This is a genomic window from Streptomyces sp. bgisy027 (assembly GCF_057710365.1).
Genome location: NZ_JBYIVZ010000012.1, coordinates 68521 through 89894, shown reverse-complemented (window position 1 = coordinate 89894; position 21374 = coordinate 68521). Strand labels below are relative to the sequence as shown.

At 69.6% G+C, this 21374-nt stretch carries 23 protein-coding genes; 7 read left to right on the top strand and 16 right to left on the bottom strand.

Annotated features, from left to right (window positions below; translation table 11 throughout):
* Positions 1 to 58 precede the first annotated feature (58 nt).
* From AC3ETA_RS14785 to AC3ETA_RS14755, 7 genes are all read right to left on the bottom strand, one after another.
* A complete protein-coding gene (locus AC3ETA_RS14785; RefSeq protein WP_432193341.1) occupies positions 59 to 1399 on the bottom strand; it encodes an SPFH domain-containing protein in 1341 nt (446 codons plus the stop codon).
* Complete coding sequence (locus AC3ETA_RS14780) at positions 1396 to 3048, bottom strand: SPFH domain-containing protein (RefSeq protein ID WP_432193340.1); 1653 nt, start codon at positions 3046 to 3048, stop codon at positions 1396 to 1398. Before AC3ETA_RS14780 ends, AC3ETA_RS14785 begins: the two co-directional genes overlap by 4 nt.
* A 176-nt stretch (positions 3049 to 3224) precedes the next feature.
* The gene (locus AC3ETA_RS14775) at positions 3225 to 3536 is read right to left on the bottom strand and encodes a DUF4229 domain-containing protein (RefSeq protein WP_432193339.1); all 312 of its coding nucleotides are present in this window, start codon (positions 3534 to 3536) and stop codon (positions 3225 to 3227) included.
* A gap of 75 nt (positions 3537 to 3611) precedes the next feature.
* Complete coding sequence (locus tag AC3ETA_RS14770) at positions 3612 to 4148, bottom strand: GNAT family N-acetyltransferase (RefSeq protein WP_432193338.1); 537 nt, start codon at positions 4146 to 4148, stop codon at positions 3612 to 3614.
* Between the two features lie 48 nt (positions 4149 to 4196).
* Entirely contained in the window at positions 4197 to 5360 is a 1164-nt protein-coding gene (gene mqnE, locus AC3ETA_RS14765) for an aminofutalosine synthase MqnE (RefSeq protein ID WP_432193337.1), read from the bottom strand.
* Between the two features lie 47 nt (positions 5361 to 5407).
* Positions 5408 to 5863 carry an Lrp/AsnC family transcriptional regulator gene (locus tag AC3ETA_RS14760; RefSeq protein WP_030944826.1) on the bottom strand — a complete coding sequence of 152 codons (456 nt, stop codon included), beginning with the start codon at positions 5861 to 5863 and terminating at the stop codon, positions 5408 to 5410.
* A gap of 100 nt (positions 5864 to 5963) precedes the next feature.
* The gene (locus AC3ETA_RS14755) at positions 5964 to 6647 is read right to left on the bottom strand and encodes a UbiX family flavin prenyltransferase (protein ID WP_432193336.1); all 684 of its coding nucleotides are present in this window, start codon (positions 6645 to 6647) and stop codon (positions 5964 to 5966) included.
* 92 nt (positions 6648 to 6739) lie between these two features.
* Between AC3ETA_RS14755 and AC3ETA_RS14750 the strand changes: the two genes are divergently transcribed.
* Positions 6740 to 7357: a rhomboid family intramembrane serine protease gene (locus tag AC3ETA_RS14750; RefSeq protein WP_432193335.1), complete on the top strand. Its 618-nt coding sequence runs from the start codon at positions 6740 to 6742 to the stop codon at positions 7355 to 7357.
* Positions 7358 to 7374: 17 nt separating this feature from the next.
* Here AC3ETA_RS14750 and mqnP read toward each other — a convergent pair whose 3' ends face one another.
* Both mqnP and AC3ETA_RS14740 read right to left on the bottom strand, forming a co-directional pair.
* A complete protein-coding gene (mqnP, locus tag AC3ETA_RS14745; RefSeq protein WP_432193334.1) occupies positions 7375 to 8277 on the bottom strand; it encodes a menaquinone biosynthesis prenyltransferase MqnP in 903 nt (300 codons plus the stop codon).
* A gap of 84 nt (positions 8278 to 8361) precedes the next feature.
* The gene (locus tag AC3ETA_RS14740) at positions 8362 to 8520 is read right to left on the bottom strand and encodes a toxin-antitoxin system HicB family antitoxin (protein ID WP_432193333.1); all 159 of its coding nucleotides are present in this window, start codon (positions 8518 to 8520) and stop codon (positions 8362 to 8364) included.
* Positions 8521 to 8549: 29 nt separating this feature from the next.
* Here AC3ETA_RS14740 and AC3ETA_RS14735 point away from each other — a divergent pair, with 29 nt between their 5' ends.
* A complete protein-coding gene (locus tag AC3ETA_RS14735; protein WP_432193332.1) occupies positions 8550 to 9881 on the top strand; it encodes an RNA-guided endonuclease InsQ/TnpB family protein in 1332 nt (443 codons plus the stop codon).
* Here AC3ETA_RS14735 and AC3ETA_RS14730 read toward each other — a convergent pair.
* Positions 9788 to 11245: a menaquinone biosynthesis decarboxylase gene (locus tag AC3ETA_RS14730; protein ID WP_432193331.1), complete on the bottom strand. Its 1458-nt coding sequence runs from the start codon at positions 11243 to 11245 to the stop codon at positions 9788 to 9790. The two genes, AC3ETA_RS14735 and AC3ETA_RS14730, sit on opposite strands and share 94 nt — an antisense overlap.
* A gap of 86 nt (positions 11246 to 11331) precedes the next feature.
* On the opposite strand from AC3ETA_RS14730, the gene AC3ETA_RS14725 reads away from it, so the two are divergent.
* The 4 genes from AC3ETA_RS14725 (at position 11332) to AC3ETA_RS14710 (ending at position 15452) form a co-directional block, all read left to right on the top strand.
* The gene (locus AC3ETA_RS14725; RefSeq protein ID WP_432193330.1) at positions 11332 to 11661 is read left to right on the top strand and encodes a PLD nuclease N-terminal domain-containing protein; all 330 of its coding nucleotides are present in this window, start codon (positions 11332 to 11334) and stop codon (positions 11659 to 11661) included.
* An 878-nt stretch (positions 11662 to 12539) separates the two neighbouring features.
* Positions 12540 to 12989 (top strand): nucleoside deaminase, encoded by a 450-nt coding sequence (locus AC3ETA_RS14720; protein ID WP_432193329.1) that lies wholly within the window; start codon positions 12540 to 12542, stop codon positions 12987 to 12989.
* A complete protein-coding gene (locus AC3ETA_RS14715) occupies positions 12982 to 13977 on the top strand; it encodes an isopenicillin N synthase family dioxygenase (RefSeq protein WP_432193328.1) in 996 nt (331 codons plus the stop codon). Before AC3ETA_RS14720 ends, AC3ETA_RS14715 begins: the two co-directional genes overlap by 8 nt.
* Positions 13978 to 14060: 83 nt before the next feature.
* Positions 14061 to 15452 carry a condensation domain-containing protein gene (locus AC3ETA_RS14710; RefSeq protein WP_432193327.1) on the top strand — a complete coding sequence of 464 codons (1392 nt, stop codon included), beginning with the start codon at positions 14061 to 14063 and terminating at the stop codon, positions 15450 to 15452.
* A gap of 15 nt (positions 15453 to 15467) precedes the next feature.
* Here the strand turns inward: AC3ETA_RS14710 and AC3ETA_RS14705 are convergent, their stop codons facing one another.
* Together AC3ETA_RS14705 and AC3ETA_RS14700 are read right to left on the bottom strand one after the other, a co-directional pair.
* Complete coding sequence (locus tag AC3ETA_RS14705; RefSeq protein ID WP_432193326.1) at positions 15468 to 15869, bottom strand: SRPBCC family protein; 402 nt, start codon at positions 15867 to 15869, stop codon at positions 15468 to 15470.
* On the bottom strand, positions 15866 to 16063 hold the full coding sequence (locus tag AC3ETA_RS14700) for a hypothetical protein (protein ID WP_432193325.1): 198 nt from the start codon (positions 16061 to 16063) through the stop codon (positions 15866 to 15868). Before AC3ETA_RS14700 ends, AC3ETA_RS14705 begins: the two co-directional genes overlap by 4 nt.
* Positions 16064 to 16201: 138 nt before the next feature.
* On the opposite strand from AC3ETA_RS14700, the gene AC3ETA_RS14695 reads away from it, so the two are divergent.
* Complete coding sequence (locus AC3ETA_RS14695) at positions 16202 to 16636, top strand: hypothetical protein (RefSeq protein WP_432193324.1); 435 nt, start codon at positions 16202 to 16204, stop codon at positions 16634 to 16636.
* Positions 16637 to 17051: 415 nt separating this feature from the next.
* Here the strand turns inward: AC3ETA_RS14695 and ccsB are convergent, their stop codons facing one another.
* Genes ccsB through AC3ETA_RS14675 form a run of 4 tightly spaced genes read right to left on the bottom strand, consistent with a single transcriptional unit; the run spans position 17052 to position 21341 of the window.
* Complete coding sequence (gene ccsB / locus AC3ETA_RS14690; RefSeq protein ID WP_432193323.1) at positions 17052 to 18152, bottom strand: c-type cytochrome biogenesis protein CcsB; 1101 nt, start codon at positions 18150 to 18152, stop codon at positions 17052 to 17054.
* Positions 18149 to 19960 carry a cytochrome c biogenesis protein ResB gene (gene resB / locus AC3ETA_RS14685; RefSeq protein WP_432193322.1) on the bottom strand — a complete coding sequence of 604 codons (1812 nt, stop codon included), beginning with the start codon at positions 19958 to 19960 and terminating at the stop codon, positions 18149 to 18151. Before resB ends, ccsB begins: the two co-directional genes overlap by 4 nt.
* Before the next feature lie 3 nt (positions 19961 to 19963).
* A complete protein-coding gene (locus AC3ETA_RS14680) occupies positions 19964 to 20737 on the bottom strand; it encodes a cytochrome c biogenesis CcdA family protein (RefSeq protein WP_432193321.1) in 774 nt (257 codons plus the stop codon).
* 1 nt (position 20738) lies between these two features.
* Complete coding sequence (locus tag AC3ETA_RS14675; RefSeq protein WP_432193320.1) at positions 20739 to 21341, bottom strand: TlpA family protein disulfide reductase; 603 nt, start codon at positions 21339 to 21341, stop codon at positions 20739 to 20741.
* Positions 21342 to 21374 lie beyond the last annotated feature (33 nt).

Sequence of the window (21374 nt, the reverse complement as noted above, 5' to 3'; positions counted from 1 at the left end):
GGCCGTTAGCGTACGGGCCGGGAGGGAGATCCCACCCGGCCCGCCGTGAACGCCTGCCCTAGTCCTCGCCGCCCAGCTCGCCGGCGAACCGTGTCATCCGGTCCGTCAGTGCCTGCCCGTCGACGGGCGGCAGAGCCGTCAGCCGGGGCAGCAACTGCGCGGTGAGCAGGGTGGACAGGGCCGAGGTGTCGGCGCCGGTGCCGTCGGTGCGCACCACCACCGGCTGCGGTGCCCGGCCCGCGAGCTTCGCGCCCACCTCCAGGCGGCGCCGGGCCAGTTCGTACTGGAGGACGGCGCGGTTGTCGCGGTATGCCTTGGCGAGGGCACGCTGGGCGCGGGCCTCGTTCTCGGCGGCGATCAGACCGCTGCGGCCCCGTGTCTCGATCTCGAACCGCACCCGCTGGGCGTTGGTCTCCTGCTGCTCCAGCAGCTGGGCGACCTCCTCACGAGCCCGGTTCAGCGCCGCCTTGACCTCGACGATCCGGGCGTCGCGCACCTTCTTGGCCCGCTCGATGTCCATGCCCAGCTGGTCGATCCGGCGCTTGCGGATCAGGCCCCACTCCTGCTCGTAGGCCGTGCGCTCCTTGGCGACCCGCTCCCGGGTGGCCAGGTGCTGCTGGTACTGCGCCGGCAGCTGCACGTCGGGGATGTTGGAGCCGGTGATGCGCACGCCGTAGCCGGAGAGCTGACGGTTGAGCAGCTCCTGCATGTCGGCGACGTCCGAGCCGCGCAGGTCGTACGCGCGCTCGGTGCGCATCTTGCGGGCGCGCTGGCGGATCGCGTCCTGCACGGCGCTGGAGAGCACCAGGTCGAAGTTGCCCGCGCCGATGGTGCGCACGAACAGCACGGCGTCGGTGATGCGGAACTTCAGGAAGAACTCGATGGAGCGCAGCGGCACGTTCTCCTGCGTGGGGCAGGCCATCACCGGCGCGGAGTACGGGATCTCGGTGGCCGTGTCGACGACGAAGTCGACCCGGGACCAGGGGTGCCACAGATAGTGGCGGCCGGCGTCCAGCGTGCGGGTGACGGCGCCGTAGCGGGTCAGCACGCCGTTGGTGCCCTGCTCGATCTCCACGATCGAGGAGCGCCACCACCACAGCCCGCCGATCAGCAGCAGCACTGCACCGCCGGCGTAGGACAGGGCAGCGAGCGTGCCGTAGGCGAAGTCCCCGGCGGCCGACTCGGCGTCCGCCTCCTTCAGGGACAGCATCACGCCCATGAACAGGGCGTACACGCCGAGCCACAGCGGCAGCATCCACCACAGGCGGCGCCGGTGACGGGGGATGATCACCGGGATCAGGGTGTCGGCCTCGCCGCCGCGCAGCAGCCGCGCGATGTCGGACCAGGGGGCGACCTTCTCGGAGATGACCGACCTGCGCTGGGAACGGGCGGTGCTCATCGGGTGGCCTCCTCGGCGGTGTCGGAGCTGTCGTCGCCGGCGTCCGTGTCGGCCGGTGCGGGCTGGTCGGGAACCTGCGGCACCGTCGGCCGGTCGGCCGCCAGCAGCGCGCCGATCTCCGCCTCGCGCGCGGCGATCCGCTCGGACACCTCGCCCAGACGCTCCCGTACGGCGGCCATGTCCTCGTCGGTGAAGAGTTCCGTGCCGCGCTCGCCGACCAACTCGCGGGCCAGCTCCAGGAAGTCGATGCCGGCGACGCCGCCGCCGTCGGTCGTGCCGCCGATGCGCACCAGTCGCGGCAGGTGGTCGGCGACCTGCTCCAGCGTGTCCAGCACCTGCTGCTGGTAGCGGTACTCCAGGATCTCCGGCGCCTCGGCGGCGGTCACCGCGCGGATGTCGAGCGCCTGCGCCTCCAGCAGGGCCGCGTTGGCCTTCGCCTCCGACTCGGCCTGGACGTAGCGCTGCCGGGCGAGTGCCTCGGCGCGGTTGGTCTCGCGCTCCACGGCGGTGTCCATCTGCGCCTGGTACTGGGCGATGTCGGCCTGGATCGCGGAGAGCGTCTCGTGGCTGGAGGCGAGTTCCCGGGTGAGGTCGCCCTCGTCCTGCTCCTTGCGGAGCTGGAGCGCGTACTCGTGGGTGTACGCCTCCTTGGCCACGCGCACCATCTCGGGCGCCGCCAGGTCCATGCGGTAGCGCTGGTCGGAGGGCTCGGCGTGGGTGATGTTGGCGTTGGTCAGCTCGACGGCCGGGCGGAACTGCTGGTTGAGCAGGTCCAGCAGGCGGCCGGTGTCCTCGCCCACCATGTCGTAGATACCGGCGGCCTCCTGCTCGTAGACGAGGGTGCGGATCGTCTCGCTCACCGCGTTGCTCAGCTTCTCCTCGAAGCCGCGCACCGCGCCGAGTGTGTAGACGAACTCGGTCGGGTCGCTGATCCGGAACTGGATGAACAGGTCGATCGACGCCTTCACGCCGCCCTTGGTCGGGGCCTCGCGCACCGGCGCGTTGAACGGGTACTCGATCGTGGTGTTGACGATGTACGACACCCGCTTCCACGGGCTCAGCAGCACGATCCGGCCCGGTCCGACGACCTTCTCCAGCTTGCCGAAGCGGGTGATCATCGCCTGGCAGCCCTCGGGGACCATGACCATGCCCTGGCGCCACCACACGAAGGCGACCGCGAGCAGCGAGACGAGCCAGTAGTGCACGCCGAACAGGGGGTTGGTGAGCACGTCAGCGCCGGACGCCCCCGCGATGCCCGCGCCGACCGCGCCCAGCACGAGCAGCATCAGCACCGGCAGCATGGAGATGATCGAGCGGCCCTTGGGGATCACCATCGGGCAGATGGCGTGCACCGTCTCGGTGCCCTCGCGGACCTGCTCGCTGCGGCCGAGCGCCTCCCCGGCCTCGTCCAGCGGCACCGTCTTCTGCCGCATGACGGTGGCGGTGGAGCCGCCCTGTTCCCGTGCGGCCGGGAAGTCGGCCGGGTCGATGCCCTGGCCCTGGGCGTCGTACTCACCGCCGGTGCCCTGTGTTCCTCGTCCGCCGGTCTGCCGCCGCAGTTCCTCCTGCGCGGCCGTCCGCGGATCGGTGCCGGAGGCCACGGCCTCGGCAATACGTCGTGCGCCCTGTTTCGCGCGCGCTCGCGCCACGGTTCCCCCTTGTGTTCCGGTGCCCGTCGAATGCGGGTCCTACTGGTGATACACCGGTCGGCCCGATGTGGTTCCAGCCATCCCACATCATGATCCGGACAAGGGTAAGGGGGTCGCCCGCGCAGCTACCAGCCGGTATTCACTGCCGGGTTCCGGAAAGCGGCGGCACGTCGGCCCTACGAGGCCTGGGAAGCCCGCCCCTGAGCCCGGGCGGCCTCGTCGACCGCGTCGTCCTCCTGGCTGCGGTTCGCGTCCAGGTTGGCCTTCATCCGGTCGACGCGCCGGACGATCCCGGCGGAGGCGCGGTCACGCTCCTTGCGCAGGACCACGAAGCTGATCGGGGCCGAGAGCACCAGGGCGAGCAGGACGATCCACATGCCGTTGGAGTCGCCCAGGCCGCGCGGGGCGAGGCCGGAGTAGACGAGGCCCCAGACGACCACGAGGCAGCCCACGAAGATCCCGAGGCGCATCAGTGTGTAGCGGAGCATCTCAATCCACTCTTCCGAATCCAAAAAGGGCCACTGCCCAGTGAAGCACGGCGGACCGCCGATCTTGCAGGGGGGTCAGGCGGCGACCCGGCCGAGGGACAGCAGCATGATCACGTCGTCCCGGTCGTCGCCCGGCGCGACCCGGATGGCGTCCGGGATCCGGCCGACCTCCTTGTAGCCGCAGGAGCCGTAGAAGCGCTCCAGGCCGAGGCCGCCCCGGCAGGTGAGGCGGATCGCGTCGACGCCGTCGAAGGTGCGGGCCGCCCCCTCCGCTGCGGCCAGCAGGTCGCGGCCGTAGCCCTTGCCCTGGTGCCGGGGGTGCACCATCACCGTGTACAGCCACACCCAGTGGGCCATCAGCCGGTGCGTGTTGAAGGTGAAGAACGCCGTCGCGGCGACCTCGCCCGCCGCGTCGTGCCCGACCAGCAGCCGGCAGCGTCCCTCCGCCATCGCCACGAAGTGCCGCACCAGCTCCGGCCGGACGTCCTCGCGCGCCACGGGCGGCACGAACCCGACGGCTCCGCCCTTGTTGGAGACGTCGGTCCACAGATCGAGGATGCCGTCACGCAGGTCGGGGGTGACGGCGGGGTCGAGTGTGAAAGTAAGGGACACGGCGAAATCGTATCCCTTACACACCCCGCCTCTCCCCGGCCGGCAGGCTCAGACCCGCATCGGCTGCGGGGACTCGCGGCGCTCCGGGTCCGGGCCGTCGTACTCGCGGATGATCTCGTAGCGCGTGTTGCGCTCCACCGGTCGGAAGCCCGCGTCCCGGATCAGGTCCAGGAGGTCCTCGCGGGTCAGCTTGTTCGGGGTGCCGAAGTTGTCCGCGTCGTGAGTGATCTTGTACTCGACGACCGAGCCGTCCATGTCGTCCGCGCCGTGCTGGAGGGCCAGTTGGGCGGTCTGCACGCCGTGCATGACCCAGAAGACCTTCACGTGCGGGACGTTGTCGAAGAGCAGCCGGGAGACCGCGAAGGTCTTCAGGGCCTCGGCGCCGGTGGCCATCTGGGTGCGGGCCTGGAGCCGGTTGCGTACCTTGCCGTCCTTCATGTCGACGAAGTCGTGCTGGTAGCGCAGCGGGATGAAGACCTGGAAGCCGTTCGTCTCGTCCTGGAGCTCACGCAGGCGCAGGACGTGGTCGACGCGGTGGCGCGGCTCCTCGATGTGGCCGTAGAGCATCGTGGAGGGCGTCTTGAGGCCCTTCTCGTGCGCCAGGCGGTGGATGCGGGACCAGTCCTCCCAGTGGGTGCGGTGGTCCACGATGTGCTGCCGGACCTCCCAGTCGAAGATCTCCGCGCCGCCGCCGGTCAGGGACTCCAGGCCGGCGTCGATGAGCTCGTCGAGGATCTCCGAGGCGGACAGCCCGCTGATCGTCTCGAAGTGGTGGATCTCCGTGGCGGTGAACGCCTTCAGGGAGACGTCCGGCAGGACCGCCTTCAGCTCCCGCAGCGAGCGCGGGTAGTAGCGCCACGGCAGGTTCGGGTGCAGGCCGTTGACGATGTGGAGTTCCGTGAGGTTCTCCGCCTCCATCGACTTGGCCAGTTTCACGGCCTCCTCGATGCGCATCGTGTACGCATCCTTCTCGCCCGGCTTGCGCTGGAAGGAGCAGTAGGCGCAGGAGGCCGTGCAGACGTTGGTCATGTTGAGGTGGCGGTTGACGTTGAAGTGGACCACGTCGCCGTTCTTGCGCGTGCGCACCTCGTGGGCGAGGCCGCCGAGCCACGCCAGGTCGTCCGACTCGTACAGCGCGATGCCGTCCTCGCGGGACAGCCGCTCACCGGAACGGACCTTCTCCTCCAGCTCGCGCTTGAGCCCGACATCCATGCGTGCACCTCTCTCGATCAGACTCCGTCAACCGTACGCCCAGCCCCCTAGACCTCTTCCGGCAGCTCGCCCACCCGGTTCTCCCACTTCGTGGACAGCACGATCGTGGTACGGGTCCGGGAGACGCCCGTGGTGCCGCTGAGCCGCCGGATGATCTTCTCCAGACCGTCCACGTCGGCCGCGCGCACCTTGAGCATGTAGGAGTCGTCACCGGCGATGAACCAGCAGTCCTCGATCTCGCCCAGGTCCCGCAGGCGGTTGGCCACGTCCTCGTGGTCGGTGGCGTCGGACAGCGAGATGCCGATCAGGGCGGTGACGCCGAGTCCGAGCGAGGCGGCGTCGACGGTGGCGCGGTAGCCGGTGATGACGCCGGCCGCCTCCAGCCGGTTGATGCGGTCGGTGACGCTGGGCCCCGACAGTCCGACGAGGCGCCCCAGCTCCGCGTAGGAGGCCCGGCCGTTCTCCCTCAGGGCCTGGATGAGCTGCCTGTCCACCGCGTCCATGCGATTGAAAGCCTTCCGCTGAAGAGGTCTGACGTACTTGCTGAACTGAGCCTTGAAGTGATGAGTTCCGGTGCTGCCGCGTGATGCGGTCGCGTGCCGGTCAGGTGGAACGGGCGCCGCCGCCCAGTTCGCCCTTCCAGCGGCGGTAGAGGCGGTGCTCGACACCCGCCGCGTCCAGGACGCGTCCGGCGACGAAGTCCACCAGGTCCTGGATGTGCGTGGCCCCGGCGTAGAAGGCGGGCGAGGCGGGCACGACGGTCGCGCCCGCGTCGTCCAGTGTCACCAGGTGGCGCAGTGTCTGCCCGTTCAGAGGCGTCTCCCGTACCGCGACGACCAGCTCGCGCCCCTCCTTCAGGGTCACGCTCGCCGCCCGCTGCAACAGGTCCTTGGACAGCCCGAGCGCGACTCCGGCGACGCAGGCGGTCGAGGCGGGCACGATCAGCATGCCCTTGGTGGCGTACGACCCCGAGGACGGCCCGGCGGCGAGGTCCCCGGCATTCCAGTACCGGACGTCCGCGATGTCCGCCGCGAAGGTCCCGGGCTTGCCGTCGGCGCCCCGAGCGAGCCATTCCCGCAGGTCGTCCTGCCAGTGGCCGTCCCGGAAGGAGATCCCCGTCTCGTCGAGGAGGGTGAGCCGCGACGCCCGGCTGACGACCAGGTCGACGCTTTCCCCGGCGGCGAGGAGCGCGCGGAGCACGGCGGCGGCGTATGGAGTGCCGGAAGCGCCGGACACCCCTACGATCCAAGGCGTACGCGCCGTCTCTCCTGGCTTGACTGGGTTCACGACACCGAGCCTATCCGGCGCGGCGGGGTGGGAACCGACCAAGGGGTGCCAGGCGTTCCCGTTTGGGGACGAGTTGGGCAGTGGGGGTTGCCATGCCGGACATGTGGGACGCGCGGCGCGAGATGTCGCGGAGTGACCGGGCGCTGACCGCGGCCAAGCTGATGGCCGCCTGGGTGGCGCTGCTGTGGCTGCTGGAAGTGGCCGACGTGATCAGCGGGCACGCGCTGGACGGCTTCGGCATAGTCCCGCGCACCCCGTCGGAGCTGGTCGACGTCGTTCCGGCCGCCTTCATCCACTTCGGCTTCGCCCATGTCGCCGCGAACAGCGTGCCGCTGCTGGTCCTGGGGTTCCTCGCGGCGCTCGGCGGCATCCGCCGGTTCGCCGCGGTCTGTGCGCTGATCGTCGTCGCGGACGGGCTGGGCGTGTGGCTGATATCCCCGTCCGGCACGAACACCGCGGGCGCCTCGGGCCTGATCTTCGGCCTCTTCGGCTTCCTCCTGGTCACCGGGTTCGTCGAGCGGCGTCCGCTCGGTGTGCTGGCCGGCCTGCTGGTCGCCGCGGTCTGGGGCGGCTCGATCCTGGCGGGCCTCGCCCCGACCCAGTCCGGCGTCAGCTGGCAGGGGCATCTGGTGGGGCTGGTGGCCGGGGTGGCGGCGGCGTTCGTGTTCCGCCGCCGCGGCCCCGTCTCCCGTCGGGAACTCGCGGTCTAGGCCACAGCCAGGTCCTGTCAGACGGTGAGCCCGCGCACCAGCAGGTCCAGCAGCGCGCACACGAACAGGGCGATCCCGATGAACCCGTTGACGCTGAAGAACGCCCTGTTCAGGCGGGACAGGTCATGGGGGCGGACGATCGAGTGCTCGTACCCGAAGGCGCCGGCCACGATCAGCAGACCCAGCCAGAAGAAGGCGCCCGCGCCGGTGGCGAGCGCGTACCAGGCGAACAGGGCCGTGGTGACGGCGTGGCAGACCCGCGCGCCCCAGATCGCCGCCGGGACGCCGAAGCGGGCCGGGACCGACATGACGCCGATCTCGCGGTCGGACTCGACGTCCTGGCAGGCGTAGATCAGGTCGAAGCCGCCGATCCAGACGCCGACGGCGAGGCCGAGGATCACCGCGTCCCAGGACCAGGTGCCGGTGACGGCCAGCCAGCCGCCGACCGGGCCCATCGCCTGGGCGAGGCCGAGGATGGCCTGGGGGAAGTTCGTGAACCGCTTGCCGTAGGGGTAGACCACCATCGGGATCACCGCGATGGGGGCGAGGGCCAGGCACAGGGGGTTCAGCAGGGCGGCCGAGCCCAGGAAGATCACCAGGGCGATCAGGGCGCCCGTCCAGGCGTGCCGTACCGACATCGCGCCGGTGACCAGCTCGCGGTGCGCGGTGCGCGGATTGCGGGCGTCGATCTCACGGTCGATGATCCGGTTCACGGCCATCGCGAAGGTCCGCAGGCCCACCATGCAGATCGTCACCAGCAGCAGCCGACCCCAGTGGACGTTCCTGTCCCACTGGAACATCGCGGTGAGCGCGGCGATGTACGCGAACGGCAGCGCGAACACCGAGTGCTCGATCATCACCAGGCGCAAGAACGCCTTGGTGCGTCCAGGCTGCGGGATCGCGGCGGATGCGGAACTCACTGAGAACCTCCGAGGGTGCCCCGGCCTTCAGATCGGGGAGGAATCAAACCCCTGCGGCGCAGGGCACGGAAAGCTGAATAGCTGTCATGGCGACGCGTCGTCTGACGCGTCGGCTGAGCGCTCGCCGTCCAAGCGATACACGATCTCGGAGTTGAGGGACCGGCGGGCGGACGTGGCCTCGGCCACCAGCCAGGCGTGGAGGTCGGCGGGGAGCCTGAGCGTGATACGCACTTCATCAGTCACGTTCCGAACTCTAGCGGTAGCGTGGTGTCATGACGACACCACGAGCGGCGGAAGGTGCAGGGCACGCCCGGTACACCTACCGGCTGCGCGTGTCGTCGACCGCCCACTCGGCGCTGTTGGCCGAATGGGACCGCTGCCGGTGGATCTGGAACGAATGCGTCGCCCGCTCCAAGAGGGCCCACCGCGACGGGGAGAAGTGCGGCCCCGCACGGCTGGACAAGATGCTGACCGAGGCTCGCGCCGTCGCACCGTGGCTGGCTGAAGGCAACTCGGTGCCGCAGCGGCAGCTCATCCGCGACTTCGGCAAGTCCCGGGCAAAGGCACTGAAGGACATCCACGACCGCCTGCCGCAACGGCAGCGAGCCGGTATGCCGAAGCACAAGAAAAAGCGCGAGGCCGACCCCACCCTCAACTACACCCGGCGTGGCTTCCGCTTGAAAGACGGGCGTCTGCACCTCGCGGGCGGCATCGTCCTGACCGTGGTGTGGTCGCGTGATCTGCCCTCCGATCCGTCCAGTGTCCGCGTGTACCGAGACAGTCTCGGGCACTGGTATGCCTCGTTCGTCGTCCCCACCCAAACCCAGCCGCTCCCCACCACCGGCGCGGTCATCGGCGTGGACTGGGGAGTGCGCGAGACCGCGACCACCACCAGTGATGCCCACGACCTCCCCCATGCCGAGCACGGCAGGAAGGCCAAGGCGACGCTGACCCGGTACGACCGGATGATGGCCCGCCGTAAACCCGCCGAGGGGCAGTCGGCGTCGAAGGGTTATCGCGAGGCGAAGAAGCTGCGGGCGAAGACGTACAAGAAGACCGCCCGTCAGCGGCAGGACGCCGCCCGTAAGTGGGCCAAACATGTCGTGACCGCCCACGACGTCATCGCTGTGGAGGACTTCCGTCCGAAATTCCTCGCTCGGTCTACCATCGCGCGCAAGGCCGCCGACGCAGCGATCGGCACCACCAAGAAGGCCCTGCTGGAGATGGGCCGCAAACATGGGCGGGACGTCCGCCTGGTGCACCCCGCGCACACCACAATGGACTGCGCGTCGTGCGGAGCGAGAACCAAGCACGCACTTCCTCTTTCGGAACGTACCTACACCTGCACCGCGTGCGGAGCCGTGTCCCCCAGAGACAGGAACTCCGCCCGTGTGATGCTCATCCGGGCTGGTCTGAACCCTGCTGGTGTCGAGGGCGTGAGACCTCCGGGAGCGCCGCTCCCGGAGGCAGCCGGAGCCAGGAATCCCCTCCCTTTCAGGGAGGGAGGCAGTCAAAGGCCGTACTCCTTCCAGCGGCGGTCGACCTTCGCCGCCGTCTCGGGGTCCGACTCGACCATGTCGGGCCAGCCGCCGTCGCGGGTGTAGCCCTCCTCGGGCCACTTCTTCGTCGCGTCGATGCCCGCCTTGCCGCCCCAGAACTGCTGGTAGGAGGCGTGGTCGAGATGGTCGACGGGACCTTCGACGATCGTCAGGTCGCGGGCGTAGTCGGTGTTGCCGAGGGCCCGCCAGGAGACCTCGTGCAGATCGTGCACGTCGCAGTCGGAGTCGACGACCACGATCAGCTTGGTCAGGGACATCATGTGCGCGCCCCAGATCGCGTGCATCGTCTTCTGGGCGTGCTTGGGGTACTTCTTGTCGATCGAGACGATCGCGCAGTTGTGGAAGCCGCCGGACTCCGGCAGGTGGTAGTCCACGATGTCCGGGACGATGATCTTCAGCAGGGGCAGGAAGAAGCGTTCCGTCGCACGGCCCAGGGGCCCGTCCTCCGTCGGGGGCCGGCCCACTACGATCGACTGGAGCAGCGGCCGGCGGCGCATCGTCACGCAGTCGATCTTCAGGGCCGGGAACGGCTCCTGCGGGGTGTAGAACCCGGTGTGGTCGCCGAAGGGGCCCTCCGGCAGCATCTCCCCCGGCTCCAGCCAGCCCTCCAGCACGACCTCGGCCTGCGCGGGGACCTGGAGCGGGACGGTCTTGCAGTCGACCATCTCGATCCGCTTGCCCGCGACGAATCCGGCGAAGAGGTACTCGTCGATGTCACCGGGCAGCGGCGCGGTGGAGGCGTACGTCACCGCCGGCGGGCAGCCGAAGGCGATCGCGACCGGCAGCCGCTCTCCCCTGCGCGCCGCCACCTGGTAGTGGTTGCGGCTGTCCTTGTGGATCTGCCAGTGCATGCCGATCGTGCGCTTGTCGTGGCGCTGGAGGCGGTACAGACCGAGGTTGCGGACGCCGGACTCCGGGTCCTTGGTGTGGGTGAGCCCCAGGTTGAAGAAGGAACCGCCGTCCTTGGGCCAGGTGAACAGCGCCGGCAGCCGGTCCAGGTCGACCTCGTCGCCGTGCAGCACGACCTCCTGCACCGGCGCGCTGTCGGACTTCACCTTCTTCGGCGGCACGTGCGTCATCGCGCCGAGCTTCCCGAAGGCCTCGCGGACACCGACGAACCCGTGTGGCAGCTCGGGCTTCAGCAGCCCGCCGATCTTGTCGGAGATGTCCCCGTAGGACCTCAGGCCCAACGCCTTCAGCAGCCGCCGGTCGGTGCCGAACACGTTCATCGCGAGGGGCATCGAGGAGCCCTTCACGTTCTCGAAGAGCAGCGCGGGACCGCCGCACTTCTGGACCCGGTCGACGATCTCCCCGACCTCCAGATACGGATCGACCTCAGCCTTCACACGCTTGAGGTCGCCCTCGCGCTCCAGCGCCCTGAGCAGGGAACGAAGATCGTCGTAAGCCATGGGGTCAAGTATCCCCGAGCGGCTACCCTGGCCCTTACCCCGGGGGCCGTGCCCCCGGTCCGTCGACCGTTTCGCTGAGAGGGCCCATGCTCCGGGTGCTGATGTTCCTCGTGCCACTGGCGCTGAGCGTGTACGCGTTCATCGACTGCATCAGCACGAAGGAGGACGACATCCGCCACATGCCCAAGCCGCTGTGGGCGATCCTCGTGCTGGTGTTCCCGCTGGTCGGCTCGATCTCCTGGCTGATCGCGGGCAAGAAGCGCAGCCCGGCCGCGGAGGGCTGGTCCGGCGTACGGGACCGCCGGCGTCAGCAGTGGGTCGCGCCCGACGACAACCCCGAGTTCCTGAAGTCCCTGGGCGAGGACGACAAGTCGGCGGACGAGGACGACGACAAGAAGAAGCGCGACGAGCCCTGACCGGCCCCGGCCGAAGGGGCGCAGACGCCTGGCCGACGCAGGTCTGCCTCAGCTGCCGCAGCCGCGCCGCCTCACGTTCGGCGGCCACGCGATGGCCGAGGTCGAGGGCCATCGTGCCGCGCCCGTACACGTAGAAGGCGTCCTCGCGCACCCGGTAGTCCAGACCGCGCGCCCGGCACAGGGCCTGGTAGTGGACGTCCAGGGAGAGCCGGGTGACCGACATCCAGTCGCGGGCCGGGATCGTCAGGGCCTCGCGCAGCACGTCCTTGAAGTGGTCGCGCGTCAGCCGGTCCGCCGCGTCCGGGCGGGACTCGCCGGGACGGTACGGGTGGTCCGCGAGGTCGTCGGCCCACGCCTCCAGCGTCCGTACGGCGTCCTCGGCCGCGTCGAGGTCGCCCCCGGCGTACGGGAGTTCGCACACCCCCGCCGCCAGCTCCCGCGCCTGCCGGGCCCGTTCCGGCCCGCCGCACGCGGCCACGAACGCCGCCAGCACGTCCCCCCGCTGCCGCAGCTCGGCGATCCGCCAAGCCCGCTCCCACCACACCATCGACCCTCCCCACCTCCGGCGCTCCTGGTGATCACCGGGACCGGCCACACAACACCGGCCGGCCCTCGCGCCGCCACCGAATTACCGGAGCGGGGCGGCCCGGACGCCTTGGCGGGGAACGCGAGCCGTACGACCGTGCCTCCCCCGCCGGCAGCGGCGAGGTGCCCCTTCGCGCGGGCGCGGCGGCGGCCCGCCCGCGGACGACACCCCGCGCCCCGGACACGGTGGCCCGCCTCCCCTGCGACGGCGAGGCGGCATCACGCTCCGCCGCCGAGCCGGCTCGCCCCTTCCCGCCGTTGCCTGCGCGGGTCCGCCACAGGAGAGTGGGGGCATGGATCAGTCGGAGGCACGCGAGTGGCTCGCCACCGCGCTCACGGAGGCCCGCACCGGGCTCTGCGAGGGCGGCATCCCCATCGGAGCCGCGCTGTACGGGGCCGACGGGACGCTGCTGGGGCGCGGCCACAACCGCAGGGTGCAGGACGGCGACCCCTCCATGCACGCGGAGACGGCCGCTTTCCGGGCGGCGGGGCGGCAGCGGTCGTACCGCGGCACGACCATGGTGACCACCCTCTCCCCCTGCTGGTACTGCTCGGGCCTGGTCCGGCAGTTCGGCATCTCCCGGGTGGTGATCGGCGAGGCGGTCACGTTCCGGGGCGGACAGGACTGGCTGGCCGGGCACAGTGTGGAGATCGTGCTCCTCGACGACCCCGAGTGCGTCGACCTGATGCGTGCCTTCATCGAGCACCATCCCGACCTGTGGAACGAGGACATCGGTGAGTGACCGACGCCGTACCCCCGGCAGCCCCCGCATCCCCACCATCGACCTGCGGCCCTGGCTGCACGGCGACGCCGAGGCCCGCGGGGCCATCGCGCGCACCGTCGACGAGGCCCTGCGGACCGCGGGGTTCCTCCTGGTCACCGGGCACGGCGTGGACCCGGCCCTGCGCGCCCGGATCCGCACCGCCGCACGCGCCTTCTTCACGCTCGACGCCGAGGCCAAACAGGCGTACGAGGTGAAGGTCGGCGGACGCGGCTGGCTCGGGCCGGGCGCGGAGGCCAACGGCTACTCCGAGGGCACCGAGACCCCGCCGGACCTCAAGGAGTCGCTGAGCTTCGCCACGCACGAGCCCTTCGAGGACCCGGTGGTCAACGCCGAGTGGTACGCGCCGAACGTCTGGCCCGGCGAGGTGCCCGAACTGCGGCCGCTGGTCGAGGAGTACCTCGCGCGGATGGGCGAGCTGGAGAACCGGCTCCTCGCCCTGCTCGGCGAGGCCCTCGGCCTCGAACCCGACTTCTTCACCCGGCACATGGACCACCCGACGTACGGCTTCAACATCAACTGGTACCCGGGCAGGGAGGTCCTGGGAGACCCGGAGCCGGGGCAGTTCCGGATCGGGCCGCACACCGACTTCGGGACGGTGACGATCCTCGACCGGCAGGCGGGCAAGGGCGGCCTTCAGGTCCACACGGACGCCGGCGGCTGGGAGGACGCGCCCTACGACCCGGCCGCGTTCACCATCAACATCGGCGATCTGATGGCCCGTTGGACCGGTGACCGGTGGCGGTCGGGGCGGCACCGGGTACTGCCGCCGCCCGCGGACGCGCCCGCCGAGGAGCTGATGTCGCTCGTGTACTTCGGGGAGTGCACGCCCGGCACGATCGTCGAGTCCGTGCCCGCCCCGGTGGGCCGGGTGGCGCACCCGCCGGTCGACTCGCACGTGTATCTGCGGCAGCAGCTGGACTCGATCACCGTCGACCGAACCAGCTGATTCGCCGTTTCCGAGAAAGGGTTGCCTCGTTGGGCGGGATACCACCCTTTCGGGTGTGCCCCCCGCCGCGAATGGAGCCGCCCGTGCGAATGACTGACATCCAGCGCTGCGAGGTCCGACCCGGACGACTCGTCGAATGGACGTTCAGTCCGGCCAGCGTCGCGGCGGCGGCGGACCTGCCGGAGGACGCACGGCCCCCGGCGTACATCCAGGAGTCGCACATCAGGACCGCCCGGTCCGTGCGGGACGGCGGCCTGTTCGTGCCGACCTGGCTCGGCACCGCCTTCGACATGCCGGGCCGGGCCGACCTCGACGCGCTTCAGGAGGCGCTGCGCGACTGGACGCTCCGGCACGAGACGCTGCGCAGCGGCTTCCGCTGGTCCGGCGCGCCCGGCGACGAGATGCGCCGGTTCACGCTGGACGCCGACGCCGTGTCCCTGCACCGCACGGTGGTCGGCGACTTCACCGACCCCGACGACCTGGTCCGCCATCTCCAGGACCGCTTCGACGTCACGGCGGACGCGCTGCGCTGGCCCAACTTCATCTGCACGGCCGTCGTCCGGGACGACTCCACCAGCGTGTACATGGCCTTCGACCACAGCAATGTCGACGCCCACTCCATCCACCGCATCCCCGCCGAGATCCACGAGCTGTACGCGGCGCGGCTCGCGGGCACGTCCCCGCAGCCGGCGCCGGCGGCCAGCTACGTCGACTTCTGCGAGATCGAGCGCACGGACGCCGACCGGATCGACGACCGCCACGAGATCGTCGCGCGCTGGCGGGAGTTCATCCGCCGCTGCGACGGCCGGCTGCCGAACTTCCCCGTCGACCTCGGCCTCGACCCCGAGGCCGGCCTGCCCGCCCAGAAGCTGCTGCGCGAGGAACTCACCGACCCGGACACGGCCGCCGCGTTCGAGGCATACTGCCGTCCCTACGGCGGCAGTTCGGTCGGCATCCTGGCCGCCACCGCCCTCATCGTCCACGACCTCGGCGGACAGCCGGTCTACCGCACCGTCGTGCCGTTCCACACCCGGGTGAAGTCCCGCTGGACCGACTCGGTGGGCTGGTACGTCGGCGGCGCGCCCATCGAGATCCCGGTGGAGCAGGCGTACGACCTGCCCAGCGCCCTGCGCACGGTCCGCGACGCGCTGCACGCCGCCCGGCATCTGGCCCGCATGCCGCTCGCCCGGGTGCTGCATCTGCTCGGCACGGACTTCCGCCCCACCTCGCCCGACCTGTACTCGATCGTCTCCTACGTCGACATCCGTGGCGTCGCCGGCTCCGGACAGTGGACCGAACAGAAGGCGTACGGGCTGATCAGGGTGTCGTACGGCGACCAGGTGTGTGCCTGGGTCACCCGGCTGCACGAGGGTCTGTGGTTCGCCGGCCGCTACCCGGACACCGACGTGGCGTGGAAGAACATGCGGCTGTACGTGGAGCGGCTGCGGGACGTCATCGCCTCGACCGTCCGGTAGGCCGAGGGCGGCCCTTCAGGAGCCGTCCTCCAGCACCTCGATCAGCCGCTCGAAGCGGGCCCGCCAGCGCTGCTCCGTCTCCGCCTCGCCCTGGAACTCGTGGGTGAAGCGGAGGGCGGCGCCCGTCTCGCCGTCCCGTTCCAGGTGGAACCGGATCCGGCCGCCCTCCACCGTGTACTCGGCGACCCGGTCCACGTCCCAGGCGGTGATCTCCCCGCGGCCGAAGTCGCGCAGATCGACCTCGCCGCCGAGGCGCGGTTCGAGGATGTCGACCGGACTGCACCAGGACGTGAGCCCTTCCGGGGTGGCGAGGCACGGCCAAACCGCGTCCATGGGCCGGGGAAGCCGTACCAGGAAGTGCAGGATGTGGGTGTTCCCGTGGGTCTGGCTGATGCCCTGCTCTATCGAACCGGTCATGACACCAGCCTGACCCCGCCGGGCGCGATGTGCACCCCTTGGGGCCGCTGACCTGCGCGGTCGACCAGGGCCCGGCCCAGGATCGCCGTGTTGCCGATGCCCTGGCCCCGCTTCACGAGGAGGGCCGCGAGGAGGGCCGCGAGGAGGGCCGCGAGTTGAGTACCCGACGCCGTCATCCCAGATGCACCACTCACCCCCTCAGTGCATTTTCACCCAATTCCCGGCAAACCAATCATTGCCTGACCTTCCAGGCCACAATATTCGCTAGCACTGGGGCATAAGTTCGATTACGATCTTGAGCGACCAATGCTTTCGCATCGAAACGGCTGGGAATGAAAATCTCTCTGGGCAGAAAGTCCGCGCACGTTCTGGGAACCGCTGTAGCCACGGCTGGGCTGGTCCTTTCCATAGGCGCTGGAACCGCCGCCGCCGGACCTTCCGGGGTCAGGTTCGATGTCGGCCCCAAGCTGAGCGACGGCTCACGCGAGATCGACGTCTACCTCAACAACAAGTACGCCGGATACGGGAAGTGGACGGCGAACGGCGACACCCTTACGGCCCACGACTCCGCTGCCGACGGCTACGGCATCGGCGCGTACCTGGGCACAAACCCCGTTCGCGAGGCCGGAACGTTCGGCAAGAGCTCCCCGTTCACGAAGAACGTCGGCGGAGACCTCAGTGAGGACAAGCCTTACAACTTCTGGGTCTGCATCGGCAGCAACGCCGCCGGCTTGACTTGCTCCAACGTCTACTCGGTCACGTCGTAGCGAGGCCCCTCAACCGTGCTGGAGTACCCGCTGTCCTGGCGGGTACTCCAGCATTTCCATTTCAGGATATCGACCGGAAAATCAAATCGAGTCGGCCAGCGCGATCCCACTTCTCTGTCACCCGGCAATGCATAGGTGAATCGCAGGACAGCGCCCGTCTCCCTGTCGGCTCGAAAGCGAAGCGGATAGGACGCCCGTTTTCCACGCGTATTCGGCGGCCCGGACCCCGGGCCGTGACCGTCGATTCCCGGCACTGTCCAGGCGCGCCAGGATGTGGAGCCGCAGTCGGAGGGCGTCGTCGGGATCCGACAAGGACCGGAGTCCGTCTGCAGCGGCCAGCGCCGACCAGCCATCCTCTGCCGGCAGAGGATTCGCGCCGCTCTCAGACGCTGACCCGGGTCGACGCTCTGGGCCGCTACACGCCCGCGTAGGAGTGCTTACCCGACACGAAGATGTTGACCCCGTAGTAGTTGAACAGCCAGCAGCCGAAGGCGATGAGGGCCAGGTAGGCGGCCTTGCGGCCCTTCCAGCCGGCCGTGGCGCGGGCGTGCAGGTAGCAGGCGTAGGCGACCCAGGTGATGAAGGACCAGGTCTCCTTGGGGTCCCAGCCCCAGTAGCGGCCCCAGGCGTCGCCCGCCCAGATGGCGCCCGCGATGATCGTGAACGTCCACAGCGGGAAGACGGCGGCGTTGACGCGGTAGGAGAACTTGTCCAGGGACGCCGAGGCGGGCAGCCGGTCCAGGACGGAGTTCGCGAAGCGGCCCGGCTTGCCGCCGTTCGCCAGCTTGTTCTCGTAGCTGTCCTTGAAGAGGTACAGCAGCGTGGAGACGGCTCCGACGTAGAACACCGCGCCGCAGAAGATCGCCGTGGAGACGTGGATGTACAGCCAGTACGAGTGAAGGGCGGGAACCAACTGGTCGCTGGCGGTGTACAAGACAGTGACGGCGAGGCCGAGATCGAGGAGGACCGTGGTGATCAGGAACAGCCCGAGCCAGCGCACGTTCTTCTTCAGCGCGAGCAGCGCCAGGTACACACCGACGGCGACCGTGGAGAAGGTGATGTTGAACTCGTACATGTTGCCCCACGGCGCCCGCTGCACCGACAGGGCCCGCGTGAGCACACCGCCGAACTCGACCAGGAAGGCGAGGACGGTGAGGGAGATGGCGATACGCCCGTAGAGGTCGCCCTGCTCGTCCCCGCCGTGCGCGCCGGGCCCGTCCGGCACGTCCCGCTGCCCGGCCGTGGCCCGCACGACGACCTTCGGCCGCTCCAGTACGGCGGTCGAGCCGCCCTTCTTGACGGTGACGGCGGGCGCCGCGGCCTTGGCGGCCTTGGCCGGGGTGAGCGCGGCGGCCGTGCGGCCGACCTTGCTGCGGCTGCCGAGGAGCCATTCGGCGATGTACGCGAAGAAGGCCAGGGTGTAGACGGCCATCGACGAGTAGATCAGCGTGTTGCTCATGCCGGCCAGGTTCTCGTTGGTGGCGGCGGCCAGATCGGTTGCGGCGGCGAGAGTCACTTCTCAGCCCCTTCGGCAGGTACGACTTGGGGGTCGGGGGAGGCTTCGGATTCTGCGGGGTCGTCGTCGGCATCGGGAACGCCCGGCGCCTGCTCGTAGAGGATCCCGGCGAGGTCGCCGAGTTCCTCGGGCACCTTGGCGGACTCGCTGCGGCCGAGGCCGGCCATCTCGACGACCGTGACGCCGTCGCTGCCGGTGGCGGCCCGCACCCACACGCGGCGGCGCTGGATGAACAGGGAGGCGGCGAGGCCGAAGATCGCGGCGAGGGAACCGGCGAGCGCCCAGCCGCTGCCGGGCTGCTGCGTCATCTGGAAGTTCGCCCACTCCTTGGTGCCCTCGTAGGTGACCGAGCCGGCACCGTTCGGAAGTTTCATGGTCTCGCCCGGCTTCAGGTTCTCCCTGAGCTGCTTGCCCTTGGAGTCCTTGAACTCCTTCATGTGCGACTTGTCGAGCTGGTACACGCTCTGCGGGATTCCCGAATCGACGCCGAGGTCGCCGTAGTACGGCGCCAGGTTCAGCACAGGGTTCAGCAGTGCCGGGAACGTCGAGGCCGTCTCACTGCCCTTGGTGTAGGTCGGCAGGAGGAAGGCCGAGATGCCGAGCTGTTCCCTGACGCCCTTGGCGTTCTTGTAGCCATCGAGGACCTTGACGACACCGGTGGACGTGACGTTGCCGTCGAGAGGCAGCAAGGGGACGGCATCGTGGAACACGACCTTGCCCCTGCCGTCCCGGACCGTGATGACGGGGGCGTAGCCGTGGGCCGTGAGGTAGACCTTCGAGTCGCCGATTGCCAGCGGGTGGTTGACCTTGACGATCGTCTTCTTGTCCTTGCCGTAGGCACCCTCGGAGTAGGTGAGGGATGCCTGGTAGGTACGTGGAGTGCCCTTGTTGGGGCCGGAGACCTCGTAAGTGCCGGTGAAGTCGTTCAGGCTGAAGCTGTACGGCGTCAGATCATCCGTGGTGAAGAGATTGCCCGACTTGAAGTCGTCGTAGGAGATCAGAGTGTTGGAGAACCCATTGCCCTCGACGAGGAGCTTGTTGCCCTCGGACTTGAAGAGCTGACCCCAGGCGAACGCGACCAGCATCACGATGAGAGCGACATGGAAGGCGAGGTTGCCGACCTCGCGCAGATAGCCCTTCTCCGCGGCGACGGCGTCACCGGCGAGGTGAGCGCGGAAGCGGCGCCGCTTCAGCAACGCCAGCGCCGCCTCGCGCACCTGCTCCGGTTCGGCCTCGGTACGCCACGTGGTGTAGGCCGGCAGCCGGGTCAGCCGCTTGGGCGCGCCCGGCGGACGGCCGCGCAGCTGACCCACGAACTGCCAGGTGCGGGGCAGGATGCAGCCGATGAGGGAGACGAACAGCAGGATGTAGATCGCGGAGAACCACACCGAGCTGTACACGTTGAAGAGACCGAGCTTGTCGTAGATCGGGGCGAGCGTCCCGTGGGCCTTGCGGAACTCGGCGACCTGAGTCTCGTCGATGCCGGTCTGCGGGATGAGCGAGCCGGGGATGGCGCCGAGCGACAGGAGCAGGAGCAGGAGCAGCGCGACCCGCATCGAGGTGAGCTGCCGCCAGAACCAGCGGGCCCAGCCGATGACACCGAGCGACGGCAGATTGGGGGCGTCCTCGGCGGGGGCGGTGGAGAGCTGGGAGCCGGCGGCGCCCAGGTCCTGGTCCTGCCCCTCGGGCGCGACCGGGGCGGCCTTGTCGGTCCCGGGGGCGGTGGAGAGCTGGGAGCCGGCGGCGCCCAGGTCCTGGTCCTGCCCCTCGGGCGCGACCGGGGCGGCCTTGTCGGTCGTGTTGCTCATCGATCAGATCCCCACAGTGAAACCGGCGGACCAGGACTGCATGTCCCGGACGAGGCTGTCCCAGATACCCGTCAACAGCAGCACACCGGTCACGATCATCATCGTGCCGCCGATCCGCATCACCCAGGCATAGTGCCGCTTGACCCAGCCGAACGCACCGAGCGCCTTGCGGAAGGCGACCGCCGCGACCACGAACGGCGCACCGAGGCCGAGGCAGTAGGCAACCGTCAGTATGGCGCCGCGACCCGCGCTGGCCTCGTTGTAGGAAAGCGCGATCACGGACGTCAGGGTCGGACCGATGCAGGGCGTCCAGCCGATGCCGAACAGAGCGCCGAGGAAAGGCGCGCCGACCAGCCCGGTCACAGGCCGCGTGTGGATGCGGAATTCGCGCTGGGTCATCCATGGCATCAGGCCCATGAAGAAGACGCCCATGACGATCATGAGTGTGCCCAGCACCTTGGACAGGACGTCCTTGTGCTCCTGCAGGCTGTCACCGAAGTAGCCGAACAGTGCCCCGCTGGAGACGAACACGGCGGTGAAGCCGAGCACGAACAGGGAGGCGCCCGCGACCATCCGTCCGCGCCGGGCCTCGGCCAGGTCCGTGCCCGTGACCCCGGTCACGTAGGAGAGGTATCCGGGGACCAGCGGCAGGACGCACGGAGAGAAGAAGGAGACGAGGCCGCCGAGCAGCGCGACGGGCAGAGCGAGCAGCAGAGCGCCGCTCAGCACGGTCTGGTTCGGATCTGTGGCCGCGGCGAGCGTGGCGACTGTGCTCACGTCACTTCTCCGCGAGGACGGGAGTGATCATGGAGCGCAGCTTCTCCTCGCTGAGCGCGGCCAGGGAGCGAGCCGCGATCTTCCCGTCCCGGTCGAGAACCAGCGTGGAGGGGATCGCCTGCGGGTTGAGCGTGCCCTTCCCGAAGCGGAGCATCAGCTTGCTGCTCGGGTCGTACAGGCTCGGGTACGTGACGCCGAACTCCTTCTCGAAGGCACGGGCGTTGTTGACCTGCGGGTCGGCGACGTTGAGGCCGACGAACTGCACGCCCCGCGCCTTGAGGTCCTTGTACACCTTCTCGAAATTGGGCGCCTCGGCGCGACAGGGGGCGCACCAGGATCCCCAGACGTTCAGGACGACGACCTTGCCCTTGAAGGAGGAAACCGCGAGCTGCTTGTCGTCGATGGTCTTGCCGGACAGGTCCGGGGCCGGATGGCGCTTACCCCTCTCGACGGTGGAGATGCCGTCCTTGCCCATGATGAAGTTGGTGTCACCACCCCCGCCGGAAACGCCTCCCGAACTGCACGCGGACAGCACCAGCGCCGCGGCTGCGGCGGTGGCGGCGAGCAGGGCGGTACGGCTACTGGCGCGACGGGCGGCACTCATGTGAAAAGTTTCGCATGTCCGTTCCGGGGATCT